Annotated in this window: 11 protein-coding genes and 1 pseudogene; 3 read left to right on the top strand and 9 right to left on the bottom strand. The window is 57.7% G+C overall.

The genetic code is table 11. The features are described from left to right. Positions 1-28: 28 nt before the first annotated feature. From ACESTR_RS00085 to ACESTR_RS00125, 9 genes and pseudogenes are all read right to left on the bottom strand, one after another. A complete protein-coding gene (locus tag ACESTR_RS00085; RefSeq protein ID WP_009597055.1) occupies positions 29-1,249 on the bottom strand; it encodes a primase-helicase family protein in 1,221 nt (406 codons plus the stop codon). Then, entirely contained in the window at positions 1,239-1,544 is a 306-nt protein-coding gene (locus ACESTR_RS00090) for a helix-turn-helix domain-containing protein (protein ID WP_014775640.1), read from the bottom strand. The genes ACESTR_RS00085 and ACESTR_RS00090 overlap by 11 nt, the downstream gene beginning before the upstream one ends. A gap of 214 nt (positions 1,545-1,758) precedes the next feature. Then, complete coding sequence (locus ACESTR_RS00095) at positions 1,759-2,502, bottom strand: hypothetical protein (protein ID WP_014775639.1); 744 nt, start codon at positions 2,500-2,502, stop codon at positions 1,759-1,761. After that, the gene (locus ACESTR_RS00100; RefSeq protein WP_229104391.1) at positions 2,499-3,404 is read right to left on the bottom strand and encodes a nucleotidyl transferase AbiEii/AbiGii toxin family protein; all 906 of its coding nucleotides are present in this window, start codon (positions 3,402-3,404) and stop codon (positions 2,499-2,501) included. The genes ACESTR_RS00095 and ACESTR_RS00100 overlap by 4 nt, the downstream gene beginning before the upstream one ends. A 103-nt stretch (positions 3,405-3,507) precedes the next feature. Then, positions 3,508-4,116 (bottom strand): DUF6088 family protein, encoded by a 609-nt coding sequence (locus ACESTR_RS00105; protein WP_009597008.1) that lies wholly within the window; start codon positions 4,114-4,116, stop codon positions 3,508-3,510. Between the two features lie 57 nt (positions 4,117-4,173). After that, positions 4,174-5,577: a site-specific integrase gene (locus tag ACESTR_RS00110; RefSeq protein ID WP_039939816.1), complete on the bottom strand. Its 1,404-nt coding sequence runs from the start codon at positions 5,575-5,577 to the stop codon at positions 4,174-4,176. A 426-nt stretch (positions 5,578-6,003) separates the two neighbouring features. Further along, a complete protein-coding gene (locus ACESTR_RS00115) occupies positions 6,004-7,983 on the bottom strand; it encodes a beta-galactosidase trimerization domain-containing protein (protein ID WP_237959108.1) in 1,980 nt (659 codons plus the stop codon). Between the two features lie 3 nt (positions 7,984-7,986). Continuing rightward, a complete protein-coding gene (locus ACESTR_RS00120) occupies positions 7,987-9,417 on the bottom strand; it encodes a beta-galactosidase small subunit family protein (RefSeq protein WP_315976119.1) in 1,431 nt (476 codons plus the stop codon). Next, positions 9,344-10,270: pseudogene (locus ACESTR_RS00125) on the bottom strand (sulfatase); the annotation flags it as partial. The gene ACESTR_RS00120 and the pseudogene ACESTR_RS00125, both read right to left, overlap by 74 nt. Before the next feature lie 237 nt (positions 10,271-10,507). On the opposite strand from ACESTR_RS00125, the gene ACESTR_RS00130 reads away from it, so the two are divergent. From ACESTR_RS00130 to ACESTR_RS00140, 3 genes are read left to right on the top strand one after another with little or no spacing between them, the layout of a single operon-like run. Beyond that, positions 10,508-13,102: a beta-mannosidase gene (locus ACESTR_RS00130; RefSeq protein WP_227042602.1), complete on the top strand. Its 2,595-nt coding sequence runs from the start codon at positions 10,508-10,510 to the stop codon at positions 13,100-13,102. Further along, positions 13,099-14,649, top strand: a complete 1,551-nt coding sequence (locus tag ACESTR_RS00135) for a sulfatase (protein ID WP_009597133.1) — start codon at positions 13,099-13,101, stop codon at positions 14,647-14,649. Before ACESTR_RS00130 ends, ACESTR_RS00135 begins: the two co-directional genes overlap by 4 nt. A 23-nt stretch (positions 14,650-14,672) precedes the next feature. Continuing rightward, entirely contained in the window at positions 14,673-15,656 is a 984-nt protein-coding gene (locus ACESTR_RS00140; RefSeq protein WP_278433262.1) for a sugar-binding domain-containing protein, read from the top strand. Position 15,657: the final 1 nt, after the last annotated feature.

Raw genomic sequence — 15,657 nt, forward strand, 5'->3', positions numbered from 1 at the left:
AGAAAGCTACTTCCTTTTTTCAACATTCTTACATCGCAGCATCGTCCAGCAATCCGCCGAGTTGTTCCCGCGTGACGGTATAGACCCGTGCCGTCTTGCTGTCCTGCCGCTGCGTTTCGCCGTTGTAGGTAATCGTATAGCGTTGGTAGTAAGTCGGTGGTGCGGGTCGCAGCTGCCAATTTTCGGCAAGAATCCGCCGCACGGTGGGATGGTCAACACGGATGCCGCGTATCTCCAGCATATTGACCATATCGCTCACGTCGAACCGATACTCCGCAAGGTTCTCGGCATCCATGATATCGCGAATAATCGACAGCATTTCGGTTTCGGTCTTGCTGCGGTTGTAGTGTATGATCCGCCGCAAGGCATCGGTGACCAGCAGCCGGGGCGCGAACCACATACGGCTCTCTTCATGTGACGAGAGCATACGTTGTTGCAGATAGAAGAGCAGCCCCGGTATCTCGGCTCGCATTTTGGCCAGCAGGTGTTGATCGTCATACGGGAGCGGCGGCACGCGCCGCACCCAGTAGCGGGTTTCCGCAGCCTCGATCAGGACGGGATTGCGCTCGTTGTTGGAGCAGAGGACGAACTTGCCGAAAAACTCCACCTCCCGGCGGTCGCGGCCTTTCGCCTCAGCCTTGTAGCTGCGTGCAGTCGATAGGTTCTTGATCCTCTCGGAATCTTCGCGGCGGTTGAGCAGCACCTCGTCCACGCAGATCAGCAGTTTGCCCATCCAGTCGTCATTGAATTGCGAACGGAAATCTTCGTTGGTATTGAAGGTAACGTTTCCGCCGAAGATCGACTTTAAGAGATTGAGAAAGGTCGTCTTTCCCGTGTTGCGTTCATCCGACACCAGCAACAATACCGGCAGCCGTTGCAAGGGGCGCAGGTAGAGCAGTTGCAGATAATCGTACCCCAGTTCGACCTGCTCGCCGAAGATATGAGCGAAAAAGTCGTGGATGTGCGGAAAGATGCCATCGGCGGGCTGAAAGGGAATCGGCTCGTAACGGTTCAGGAAACCGTCGATCTCCCGGCGGTAGTTCGTGTGGTCGGGAACCGTGCAAAAGCCGTCGTATTTCGGAATGCAGGCCAGATAGCTTTTCCCGTAGTCCTGACGCAAGGTCTCGACATTCCACGGGATGAGCGTCTCGACGCTCCGGCCGCTGCTCAACGGCTGCCGGACCCGCTTGTAGATGGTCGTTCCCACGCGCAGGTAGGGGCTTTCTCTTTTCACTGTTTTAGCGGGCATAGCTGTCTCCGTTTAGAATCCGTTGCACATCCGCCACGCGATAACGGCGCTGCCCGCCGTACTCCACGGGAACAAGATAACCGCTCTTGGCCCATCGCCACAACGTAGAGGAATCGACACCCAACAACGCGATGGTCTGTTTTCGCGTGTACAATTCGCCCGCGTGTTGCGGAACCGGCATTACGGACGGCGGCGACGCGACTGCCGTCAACTCCTTGTGCCATTGCCGGAGATCTTCCAGACGGACGGTCACATTCACTTCACCGCCCAGCTCACTCAATTGTTTTAAGTCCATAATACGATAATTTAACCGAACCCGAACAGCAGGTCCGGCGACGAAAATAACAGGTGCTTTTCCTGCACCTGTTTTTGCAATCGAATCACCGCATTTGCACCGGCAAACAATTTCAGATATTGCTACTTACCAGCATTTTGCAATTACATGACAACAGAAAGAAAATTCCCTGCACCGACCGGGTGCAGGGAATATCTCATCCTTATACAGCTCTTTATTTTTGGATATATTCTTTCAGATTATCGATCAATCGGATGCGATAACCTCCGTCCGTCGCCCGAAGCTTGGCCCGCAACGTCTTCGTATTGTATTTGGCCAAAGACTCGAAGCTCGCTTTCAGCCATTCCGCCAATTCGGTCTGGTCATAAAAACGATTGGTCGCGCCCTTAAAAGCATTCCAGACGTTCCAACCGTAGTGACACAAATCCCCATAGCTCACCCGATCATGCCGAAGCCGAACCTGCGGCACATCATTCGGAACAGGCGCCATACATGCCAAATAAAGCAAACGTCGTCGCAAAATTTGCCGATTCGTCCCGTCAACGGCATCGCCCAAATCCTTATCGGTATATTCGTAGACGGTGGCGAGTGCATTTTCGAGAATCCGATCGTCCGGAACCGGATCGGCAGAAACAACGGCGGATTCCGGCACGATCGCGTCCGGGCTTCTTTCACACCGCTGTTCGGAACCGACTCCTTCTGTCGTTGTTTTCTCTTCGCCTCTCGGCTGACTACACCCAAAACGACGAAAAAAACGCTCCGAAAGATCCGCCGAACTGCCCACGCTGAAAAAGTAAAATCCGGTCACGCCAAGTCCTGCGGGGACAAGCAAAACAAGCGCCAGCCAAAGCGGAAATCCCCGCGAAACCATGGCGCTGAACAAAACGATCAAAGCAAAAATCACGGCGCTTGCCACGATCAGACGAAGACCTTTCTGGAAATAATACTCGGGATTCATAATTCCGATTCGCTGAAAAAATCATCCTCCATTACAACTTTCCGAAACCGATCCCGCAACTCCGCCATCCGCGCGATCAGTCGATCGTATGGCAGCGAATCTCCATAGATGAAATACTCCTGCATCCGCTCATAATCCCTGCGCCATACCTCCGCCAATTTTTCGGGCGGAATAAAATCGATCCGGCTCGGATGGTGCGTCCGATAATCGACTCCGCGAATCGTATTGAATATGCTGCGATGCCTGACAATCTCGACATACATTTTCGGATCGGCCAAGGCTGCCTTTCCGAAATCCGTATCCATCAGCCGCTCCAAATCGTACAGATGGCGTGTCATTCGCTCGACGCGCGGATTCTCTTTCTGAAACTCTTCATGCAGCAAAAACGCTTTCTCCAAAAACGTCCGTGACGGCACGACCGCATAAATCGGGAACACCAATTCTCCGAATACATCGGGATATGCCTCGGCAATCAGCGGACGAATCTCGATCCGCTCACGCGGTTCTTTCATCGACCGGCAGCTGAATTCGATCCGGATTTGCGATTCCACATACTCGATATTCGCATAAATGCTTCGATACGGCAACAGCACCAGCGTCGGATCGGCATCGGAGTCCTGCGCCGGAACGGCACGCAACTCAAAATCGGAAGCCCCATATCCTTCCAGCAATGCCTGCATTTCCGCAACGAGCCGCTGCTCGATATAGGCCCGCGAAAGTTTCCGAATCCGATCGCGCTGCGACTTGTTGTCCCCGGCAATTCTCCAAAAGGACTTGTCGATTGCAATATCGATGTCCTCCGAGAAGCGTTCTATGACATGCCAACCCTTGCTCAACGACGTACCGCCCTTGAAGGTGATGAAGTCCCGGCACGACGATTCGAACAGGGCTTTCAGCGTCATCGTCACCCACCAGTCCTTCTCGACAGCCTGCGGAGGAAGCCCGACACGCTCGCTCGTCTGTGCAACGAACATACTTTTCTGCTCGTCGGAAAACGTCCAAAAATTATTCTTCATAGAACGACATAATGATTTTACGAATCCAGGCCGGCACCAACCGCAGATCGGGCAGAATGCTCGACTTCGGAATCCGGGCGAATATCGTCTTCAGTTGGGCGGTGTGCTCCTCCGTCACCTGCGGCCGACCGATCTCCTTCAGAGCGAACACGGCAAGCATCAGCGTTTTATTCTGATAGGCCAGATTTTTAAGCGCTACACGCTTGAATCGCAATTTGCGACCGTTGAACAAATTAACTGTCCGGGAATTGCCGTCGGTATAAAACACATAGTTCATCGGTACCTGGGCAGACAATCCCAATACATTCAATGCGTGCATACCCGTCGGAACAACTCGGGCTTCGCTCTGCCGAGCTACCTTTTCAGCGATTTCATTGATGGTCGGGTATTGTATGCCCATTCCAAACTTTCTATCGATTTTGGGATAGCAATAGAGGCCCCTTGCAATACGGACCAAACCGCCTTTTCGAGTAAGCCGTTCCAATGCCTTCGCAACCGATACAGCCGATCCGTATACAGCGAAATCGGATGCGGAATACAGCTTACCCCGTCCGCACTTCTTTATCTTATTAAGTATCTTATCCTCTATTGCTTGCATCTATTTACACACATATATCTGTCGTAAATTTATACAAATTTATCGACAAAACAAATTCTACTCCAACACACTCACTGCATCCCGTTTTATATCCATGTCGATATCGCGATAGCGGGCGAACGCCCGGCTGCCGTCCTTATGCCCGGACATCGCTCCCACGATCGCAGGGTCTTTCACGCTTTTATAAACATTCCCGATGAATGTCCGGCGCGCCATGTGCGACGAAGCAAGGTCGCAGATCGGCACCTGAACATTCTGCCGCGTCCGCTGGTCGATCGTCGTCACCATGCGCGTCAGTCCCGCTTTACGGAACGCCGCTTTGATATAGACATTATATTTTTGCTCCGAAATAAATGGAAACAATGTTCCGCGGTTCTCATCGAGGTATTTACGAATCAGTTCTTTCGCAGCACCGATCAGCGGCACCGAGACCGTCACCACTCGGTCGTCTCGCGTCTTGCGGGGAACATATTCGATGCAATCGCCGATGATATTGGCATAGGTCATCTTATAAAGGTCGCTCACCCGGCAGCCGATCATGCATTGGAAAACAAAAATATCTCGTTGCGTTTCCAGTTGCTTGTCATCCCCCATATCCGCTTCGGCCAACTGTTTGCGTTCGTCGGTCGTAATATAGATAGGCGTACCGTAGACAATCTCCGCAATCTTGTACTGCTTGAACGGATCATTGTAGGTATGTCCGTTATCATTTAACCATACATAAAACGACCGTAGACGAATCAACATATCCGAAACGTAATTCATGCCCCGCTCTTTCGGACGGCCGGGAATTACCGTTTCTCCCGCAGCATTGAGGTACGGGCCGCGCTTCACAGGCAGATTCTTCCTCACCTTCGGCCGGGCATACGGCACCTCGTCGTACAACTCCGGATGTTCGTCGAAAATCTCCGGTTCTTTCATCAGAAATGCCCCGAAATCATCAAGTGTCGTCGGAGATACGGTGTGTACGTCCAGCACGAACCGTCGGTTCGACAGTTTACGATACAACTCATACCGCTTCAACGTCCGCACCAAGACATTGAAATGCTTGACACGCGATTCGGACAATTTATGCGTAGCGAGGTATTCATCCGTCAACGGGAAAAAGCCTATTTTCTTTTCCTCAACGGAAGTCGCCGTCTTTGGCCGCAAAGTGCGCCGGATCAACTTTTCGAGCCACTCGCGCGTAACGGTCGATTTATCGTCTGCCGCCTCGACCGAGGTCTCAATTACATCGACCAATTCTTTCAATTTCGCCCGCTTTGCCAACAGCGCATCGCGCTCCTCCCCCGGTATGTTCGGAATATTGATATCGTTTTTCTTTCCCCAACGTTTCCGATCGACCCAAATGCCGGACGGCACACGTACACGCAATTCGCGGGAAACATAGACACGGAAATTAACTTGCGATTCTCCCGCGCTGTTCTCCCCTTGCGCCAAAACATATGTAACTTTTGCCATACATCCTCATTTTATGCTCTACAAAGATATGATTTAGATTCGAATACAGCAATACTTTCATGTCCGCACCGTGTCCGCATTTTTGCAAAACAGCTAAAAACAGACAAAATACATTTCATAGTATATCATTTTAATATACTATATTTCAACATATTATAAATATATTCAAATTTTAGTTATTTGCATATGTTTTCACAAATTAATTCCTGTCCTGGGCACTTGGTGATCCCCGTAATCTTTCGATTACGGGGATTTTTGTTTGTGTGAAATCCCCGCCGACAGCCGGACTCCAATATGTCCGAAACAACAATCCCGGCCTGTTCCGGCCGCTCACGGCGTATTCACACGAAAAAATGCGCATCCGCCGACAAACAAGCGGGGATGCGCATTCCTATCCGAACGGCCGAAGGGCTTATCCTCAAATCGTCACCTGCTCCAGACCACCACGGCGCAGCGATCCGCTCCGACCGTGACCTGCGCCCCCTTAACCGAGGCATCCCCGTAGATCACGCGCGGAACGCCGTATCGTCCCGTACGCAGCCGTATGGCCGCGCTTTCCGGACGCTTGTTGACAATCACGGTCGTCAAAACGCCCTCTTTGCGCATGGTGCGCATCAGCACGTCCGGTTCGGGCGTGCGGAACGAAGCCGGAGCCGCGTCTATGGCATCGCGGCACTCCCGCCCGTAGAAAGCCGTCAGCGGAACCATATCGCGGTGATATCCGCCCAATTCGATCGGGGAGGGCACCCACACGACCTCGCCGCGGCCATAGCGGTTGCGCACGGCCGCGACATCGCCGCCGTCCGTCATCATCGTCTCGCCCGAAGCAGGCACCAAGATCCCCCGCCACAGATGCGCAGGCAGCTCCTCGCCCAGCGTGAAATACTCCCCGGCGACTTTGAATTCGCTGACCTCCGCTCCGAAACACGATTTCAGCGGGAAGCCGTTCATAAACAGACATCGCATGTTTTCATCGTAGAATCCCGACAATCCCGTAACGATCAGCTTGCCGCCGTTGCGGACGAACGACTCGATGCGGGGCCGGAATTCGGAAGGCAGCGCCACCATATGCGGGATCACGGCCGTACAGCCCGCCGCGTCGTCCCAGTCGAAGGTCGCCATATCGGCCACTTCGGGCGTTACGCCCCATGCCGATATGGCCTCATAAGCGGCGGCCAGCGACTTCATGCAGGCCGAAGCCTGCCGCCCCTCCTCACCGGATGCGGGCGTTTCGGCATTGCGCCGCTGAATGCGCAGGGAAGCGATGTTATAGAGGAGCGTCACCGGAGCCGGCGCAGGCTTCAACCCCCGAAACTCTTCGCCGTGACGCTGCAATACCGATGCGACCTTCGCGGCTTCGAGCATACGGTCCGAGGGCCTGCGCAGGAAGTCGAGCAGCCCCCACTCCCCCGCCTCCATGACGGCCGCCCGCTGATTGAGCGACCAGAAGATCACCCCTTCGGCGCCGGAAGCGATCGCCGTCCAAAGATACTGCGCTGTATGCGCCGCCGTGGGACAGTAGGGAACATTGCCGCTGGCGGTGACGTTTCCGCCCTGCAGTTCGGTGATCCAGAACGGATTGCCGAGTGCGTTGTGACGGATGATATCCGACATCAGGGAGACGCCGAGCGGATATTCGCGCTGGCTGAACATGCCGAAATGCCAGCTCAGGTGCAGCGATGCGCCGACCGAGGTGAGGAATTTCGAGTAGGCCGGAAAGTCGTAATCGGGCAGCGTGCCCAGAATCTGGTGCGGATTGATATGTCGCCCGCGCTGCGGATCGAGCCGTTCGACCAGCTGCGCGATATGGTTCAGATACCACGTCGTATAGTAGGTCAGGAACTTCTCCTGCGTGAAATCGGCTTTCAGATAACCCTCCCCGCGCTCTTCCGGCGGGAAGTCCGCCAGCCAGCGGTCATAGACCTCCCTTGCGAGGTCGGTCATGGCGACGCGCGTCCCGCCGCTGCCGGGTTCGTTCTGCAGCACCCATGTCCACAGCGACTCATACTGCCGGAAATGCGACACCACGGCCGTGATATAATCGTCGATTTCGCGCAGGTGCGCCTTCGAACGGGGGAATTTGAAACCGCCCACGTCGTTCAGCTCGTCGGTGACGGGAAACAGCGTGGCGAAAAGCCGGACGCCGTATTTGTCCGCCGCACGGAACGCCTCGTCGTAAAGCGAGAAATCCCACTCCCCGCCGCGGTACATGTGCGCTCCGAACATCCGGATACGGGCCACCTTCATCCCGTTATCGCGCAGCAGGCGGAAAAATCCGTCGATATCCTCCGGCGTCTGTCCCGGCTCTACAAAAACCTGAGCGCCGATCTGCGGCACATCGCATTGCTGGGCGCGCACCCCGGCCGTTCCGGCCAGCAGTAGGAACGCCATCAACCACTTTCTCATCGTTTATTCATTTTTATACGCCACCCGGCGGCTCGTCCGCGCCGCATCGGCCGGAGTTCCCGCAGGAGCAATTACAAATTCATATCCGTAGTGCTTCTCCAAGAGTCGGTACGCCTCCGAAGGACGCGATTTCACGCTCCACGAGTCGGTGCCGCCCACGCCGGCCTGCGCACAATCGACATTCACCAGCCATGCGTCGTCCAGCCGCACGATCTCGTGCGTATGCTCCGCCGCATCCAGCGCCTCCTGCGTGCAGGGCCAGACCGAGACGCACAGAGGCTGCCGGCCCGCGAAAACGACTCCGCCGCCTTTGCCCGCAAGCTGGAGATAGCGGACGTCGCAGCGGTTGCCGCACTCCTGCGGATAGATATAGGCGGGACTGAAATCAGCCGTATTGCCGGAGTAAACCCCGAACAGGGAGCCTTCCTTACGGTCGGCATAATTCTCTCCGGGACCGCGGCCGCAGTAGACATATCGGTCCAGCACCCCGCTCCACAGAGCCTGCAGACCGATGCGCCGCGGTTCGGGAAGCGTGTCTGCGATCCGCAGGTCGTACGAAACGGCCAGCTCCCCGTCCGCCGCAAGCCGATAGCGCAAAGCCAGCCTGACGCCCCCGCCGCACACGACGGCCGTCACCGCACCGTCGGCCGCATTCAGGCTTTCGAGTTTCAGCCGCTCAGGCATCGTGCGCCATGCGCCCATGCGCTCCCGCGTACGCCAGCCCCGGCGGTCGTTGTCGGTGGATGCCCGCCAGAAATTCGGTACGAGCGGACTCCGCATCAGCTCGCAGCCCCGCACCGCATATCCCGACAGATATCCCGTCGCCGCATCGACCGTCGCGGTCACACTCCCGGCAGTCAGCGTCACCGAACGTTCCGTACGGCTGACGACGGCACTGCGGGCGGCCGCAGCGCGCACGGGCGCCGCAGCGGGCAGTGCGAACTGGTAACGGCCCGCCTCGAATCCCCGCAGGGCATAGGGTTTATCCTCTTTCAGGCGGTAAACGATATCCAGCCAATAATCGACGCCGGATTCGGGACGGGGCGCCTTGTACCCCACGCGGCACTCCGTGCAGGCTCCCGCTTCCGTGCGCGGCACTTCGAAAGTCCCGCTTCCCAGCGTCGCGCCCATGCTGGACGTAATGCGCCATTCGAAAACATACTCATCGGTCGAAACGAAGAAATTGCGGTTCCGGATCGTGAAAAAATCCTCTCCGGGCCGCGGCTGCGCGATTTCGAGCGGCTGGAAGACATGCTTCGCCTCCGCCGCGGCCGGCTTGAGACTCCGGTCGGGATTGATGATTCCGTTGATATTGAAGTTGGCGTCATGGTTCTCGCGGCTTCCGAAATCGCCGCCGTAGGCCCAGAAACGCCTTGCCCTGCATATAGGCCGGAGGTTCGATGCCGGCGAGCGAGAGTACGGTGGGCGCCAGATCGGGGAACCCGATCAGCCGGTCGGTCCGGCCGGACTGACCGTTGGCCAGATGTCTCCATTTGGGAGGCAGGTAGACGATGAACGGCACGTGGGTCCCGGTCTCATAGACGAACCCCTTGCCGCGGGGCAGGCATCCTCCGTGGTCGCTGAAGAAAAAGACGATCGTATTTTCATCGAGCCGCTGCCGCCTGAGATCGTCGAGAAACATCCCGACCCATGCGTCGATGTCCTGCGACCCCTCCATATGAAACGCGAAGTCAGACCGGATTTCCGGAATGTCGGGCACATGCGGCGGCAGTTCCAGCCGCGCCGGATCGAGCCCTTCGAGGGCGAAATCCCGCCGCTGGTCGGTATGATAGGAACGGATGCGCCCCATATGGGTGGCCATCGAGTTGAATACGGCAAAAAACGGCTGGTCCTTCTTCCGCGCCGGGTTGTTGTATGTCGCCGCCGGACCGCAGCTGTCCCACATGGCCTTATTGTCACACAGCGTATTGTAGTCGGTTTTGGATTTGTTGGTGCAGTAATATCCCGCCGCACGCATATAGTCGGGCAGAAAAACAGTCTCCGGCGTGGCAAACCGGCAGCGGTGCCACTCCATGCCGAAAGTCGAGGCGTAGCATCCGGTGATGATGCACGACCGGGAAGGCGAGCTTTGGGTGCCGACCGAATGGGCCCGCATATATTGGATGCCGGCTCCGGCCAGACTGTCGATCGTGGGCGTGGCGACATGCCTGTTGCCGTAACAGCCGAAATCATAAGGACTCGTGTCTTCGATCGTAAGCCATAATATGTTCGGCCGTTGCTGCGCATACGAATTCCCGCCGCCGAACACCAGTCCCGCGGTGGTCAAAAGTCCTGAAAGATGTGTTGTTTTCATACCTGCATACGTTTTGTCCCGACGGCAATATTACGAAATTCCGGGCAGCTCACGAAGCACGGATTCATCCAAAACTAACAGAAAAGCCGAAAGCGCGTTTTCAGCGTCGGAAAATTACCGCATCAGGGCGGTGTGTTATTTTTTGACGGATCGCTGACCATCATTTCCGGCCGTTTGAGTTATGTTTGCGACAACCCAACCCGACAAACGATGAAAAGACTTCTCCTGATCCTATGGCTTCTGACCGCCGCGGCGGGAAGCCGGATTTCGGCCGCCGGCCGCACCGAACTGAACCAAGGATGGAAATTCCGGCAATACGGACTCGGCGAATGGCTCCCGGCCGCAGTCCCCGGAACCGTGCATACCGACCTGCTGGCAAACGGGCAGATCCCCGATCCGTTCTACGGCAGCAGCCAGAGCGATCTGCAGTGGATCGACAAGACCGACTGGGAGTACTGCTGCACGTTCGACGCACCCGAATTGGCGTCGTACGACAACGTGCGGCTCGTCTTCGAAGGAGTGGACTGCTATGCCGACATCAGGCTGAACGGCGAACTGCTTCACCGCACGGGCAACATGTTCCGCACATGGAAAAGCGACGTCAAGGGATTGCTGAAATCCCGGAACAACCGCCTGCACGTCGTTTTTCACTCCCCGGTCATGCAGGGGCTCAAAAACATGGCGGCCTACGGCGGCCGTCTCACCGCCAACAACGACCTCGGCGCATTGGGCGGACTGGGCCCCAACAAGGTAAGCGTTTTCACCCGCAAGTCGGGCTACCAGTACGGCTGGGACTTGGCGCCGCGCTATGTCACCTCCGGATTGTGGCGTCCGGTCGCGCTCGAAGCGTGGAACGAAGCCCGCGTGGAGGATTTCCACGTGCGCACCCGCTCGACAGGGCCGCGAAAGGCGCAGATGAGCGCATCGGCCGCATTACGGACGGATGCGGCCGGCTGCTATCGCATCCGGATACTGTTGAACGGCAAGAGCATCCTCACGGCAGACAAGACGCTGGATGCCGGGACGCATTCAATCGAAGAGCCGTTCGAGATTCCCTCTCCGCGGTTGTGGTATCCCAACGGAATGGGCGAGCCTTACCTCTACGACGTGGAGCTGGTGCTGGAAAAAGAGGGGAGGGAGCTTGACCGCACGGCCGTCAGATGCGGCGTACGAACCGTATCGCTCCGCTGCCGCGACGATGCGGACGGCCGCGGCCGCGGTTTCGGCTTCGAGATCAACGGCATCCCGGTATTCTGCAAAGGCTCCAACTATGTGCCGGCCGACGCGTTTTTGCCCCGGATTTCGCGGGAGAAAACGGAATTTCTCGTGCGGAGCGCCGCCCAAGCCAATATGAACATGCTGCGCGTCTGGGGCGGCGGCACGTACGAGTCGGACGATTTCTACGAAATGTGCGACCGGTACGGCATCATGGTGTGGCAGGATTTCGTCTTCGCCTGCAACATGTATCCCGGATCGGCGCAGATCTACGCCGACATCCGGGCCGAAGCCGAAGACAACGTACGCCGGCTGCGCAACCACCCGTCGCTCGTCCTCTGGTGCGGCAACAACGAAATAGACGTAGCATGGAAACCCCACGACAAACGCAACAGCCGGTTCCGCAAATTCTATACGGAAGAAGAGGCCGAACAGTTCGACCGCGTAAACGAAACCATCTTCCGGAATATCCTGCCCGGCGTGGTGGACAGCCTTTGCGGCGGCACCGTACCCTACTGGCACTCGTCGCCCTCGCCGGGCTGGGGGCTCGATACGGCGGACCGCTGGCGCTACGGCGACGTACACAACTGGGACGTCTGGCACAAAGGCGACCCCATATCGGCCTACAACACCCAAATCGCCCGTTTCATCTCGGAATACGGACTCCAATCCTACCCCGAACTCTCCTCGGTCGAGCGTTTCATCCCCGAAGGGGAGCGCCGCCTCGCCTCTCCGTCCATGACGTCGCATCAGGGCGACCGGAAAAAGGGAGACGCCCGGATGCTGGAATATGTCGATCGGTCATACCTGCGCAGCGACGATTTCGCACGCACGCTGTACCTCAGCCAATTGATGCAGGCCGAAGGGATGAAGACGGCGATGGAGGCGCATCGGCGCAACATGCCCTACTGCATGGGGTCGCTCATCTGGCAGCTCAACGACGTATGGCCCTGCGCCAGCTGGTCGGGAATCGACTATTACGGCCGGTGGAAAGCCATGCACTACTTTGTAAGGAAAGCGTGCGAACCGGTCGTCGTCTCCCCTTACATCCAAGGCGATACGCTCGACATTTTCGTCGTCTCCGACCTGCGGAAGCCGCTCCGGGGAGTAATGAAACTCACGCTGACGGATTTTTCAGGCAACGAGCTGAAAAGCAGCTCCCACCCCGTGACCGTCGGAGCCGCCGCATCGCAGCGTGCGCTCCGGTACGGCGTACGCGATTATCTGGACGGTGCAGACCCCGGCAACGCGGTGCTGGTCTGCGAATTCCGGTCCGACAAGACCGCGTACCGGGCTTTGCAGTATTTCGAGACGATGAAAAACGCCGCACTCCCGGCCGCGGCGGTCCGCATCCGCGCCGAGAAGCCCGACGCAGCGACCTGCCGGATCACGGTGAGCAGCGACAAACTGGCGAAGAATCTCACCCTGCATTACAAGGGTACGGCGGGAATCTTCTCCGACAACTATTTCGACCTGCTGCCGGGCGAAAGCCGGAGCGTCACGTTTGCCGCGCCGGAAGATGCCGCAGAAATCCTGCGACACATCGAATGTATGGCACTCAACCCTGAAACCACAATCATAAAGCTATGATACACCTGAAACGAATCGCGCTGCCCGCAGGCTTCGCAGCCCTCGCCATTTCGCAGGCGGCAGCCCAACCGGCCGCTCCGGTCCCGGTCGCCCGCAACGGCGAAAAACCGCGCAACGTCATCTTCATCCTCAGCGACGACCACCGCTACGACTTCATGGGGTTCACGGGAGCCGTTCCGTGGCTGCAGACCCCGGCGCTCGACCGCATGGCCCGCGAAGGCGCCTGCCTGAAAAATGCGTTCGTGACCACGTCGCTCTCCTCGCCGAGCCGGGCCTCCATCCTCACCGGTCTGTTTACGCACACCCATACCGTCGTGGACAATCAGGCGCCGAAGCCCGACGATCTGGTCTTTTTCCCGCAGTACCTCCAGCAGAACGTATACCGCACCGCCTTCTTCGGCAAATGGCACATGGGCAATCAGGACGACATGCCCCAGCCCGGATTCGACCATTGGGAGGGATTCCGCGGACAGGGGACCTACTACAACACGGTGCTCAACATCAACGGCGAGCGCGTAAAGTTCGATCCGGAACTCTACTCCACCGACATACTGACCGACCACGCCATCGACTTCGTACGCGACAACGAAGAGGGTCCGTTCTTCATCTACCTCTCCTACAAATCGGTACACTCCGGATTCCAGCCTTCACCCTCCCGCAAAGGGATGTACAAGGACGAAAAAGCGGTCTATCCGCCGTCGTTCAACGTGCCGGAGTACGGAATCCCCCGACTGCCCGGCAAGGATGCGGACGGCAGGCCGCTCGCAGGACGGGGCTGGTACGGCGAGAGCCGGCTCCCCGACTGGGTAAAGAACCAGCGGGAAAGCTGGCACGGCGTCGATTACCAGTATCACGGCGCACTGCCGTACGAGGAGGACTTCCGCAATTACTGCGAGACGGTGACCAGCATGGACGACGCCATCGGGCGGCTGCTGGATTTTCTGCAGGCCGAAGGGCTGGGCGAATCGACTCTGGTGATCTATATGGGCGACAACGGCTTCACGTGGGGCGAACACGGACTGATCGACAAACGCAACTTCTACGAACCCTCCGTGCGCGTGCCGATGCTGGCCTACTGTCCCGAACTCATTCCGGCGGGCCGCACGGTGGAGGAGATGGTGCAGAACATCGACGTCGCCCCCACGATCATGGCCGCCTGCGGACTCGCCAAAGCGCCGCAGATGTGCGGCGAGTCGTTCCTGCCGCTGCTCAAGGGCGGCACGGCAGCCGACTGGCGCAAGCGCATCTATTACGAATATTATTGGGAATATGCGTTCCCCCAGACTCCGACCGTTTTCGGAGTGCGCACCGACCGCTACAAATACATCCGTTACCACGGCATCTGGGACACCAACGAGTTCTTCGACCTGCAGGAAGACCCCTACGAGACGGTGAACCTGATCGACCGTCCGGAGCTGCAGGATACGATCCGCTCGCTGGCCAACGACCTCTACGACTGGCTCGAAACGACCGGCGGCATGCAGATTCCGCTCAAACGGAGCGTTTATTACCGGCACGGCGACCATCGCAATGCGAAAACTTATTAAATTTGTATTCTAAAACCTCACCGATGAACCGACTTCTGGCAATTCTCCTCTGCGGAACGACCCTCTGCACCGCCGCAGCCGCTTCCGAACGGAACGCTCCGGCCGACCAATTCGTCAACGCCCTGCGAAGGCTTCCCGCACGAGCCACCTCCTACTCTTACAGCTCCGAACAGGACGCCCTTGCGGGCGACCGCACGCTGTCGCGCATCCAATCGCTCGACGGCGTGTGGAAATTCCGTTTCGCCGAAGACGTCTCCCGAAGCCCCGCGGATTTCTGGCGCCCCGGAGCCGACCTGACCGGCTGGGACGAAATACCCGTCCCTTCGTGCTGGGAGATGCAGGGCTACGGCTACCCGATCTATACCAACGTCGTCTATCCCTTCGAATTCAAGCCGCCCTACATCACGCGCGACAATCCCACGGGCTGTTACGTCCGCACCTTTTCGGTGCCGGAAGCGTGGAGCGGCAACCGTGTGACCCTGCACTTCGGGGGAGTCTATTCCGGATTCTACGTCTGGGTAAACGGCGCCTTGGCCGGATATGCGGAAGACAGCTGCCTGCCCAGCGAATTCGACATCACCGGACTTTTACAGCCGGGAGAGAACAGACTGGCCGTCCAAGTATTCAAATGGACCGACGGAAGCTACCTCGAAGACGCCGACCACTGGCGCATGGCGGGCATTCACCGGGAGGTCTTCCTCTCGGCCAAGCCCGATGCCGCGATCGGCGATTTCGGCGTCAGGACGATCTTCGACGCCGACATGCGCGACGCGCTGCTGCAAATCCGTCCGGCAATAGATTTGCGCGAAGGGGCCTCCGCCGCAGGCTGGCAACTCGGCGCACGGCTTTACGCACCCGACGGAACCCCTTCCGGGCGTGAACTGACGCTGCCCGTCGAAGAGATTCTTGCGGAAGCCTATCCCCAGCGCGACAACGTCTATTTCGCCCTGCTGGAAGAGCGTATCACCGCACCCGAAAAGTGGAGCGCCGAGAATCCCGCACTCTAAA

It is taken from the genome of Alistipes sp. DJF_B185 (genome assembly GCF_964250025.1).
Lineage (GTDB): Bacteria > Bacteroidota > Bacteroidia > Bacteroidales > Rikenellaceae > Alistipes > Alistipes finegoldii.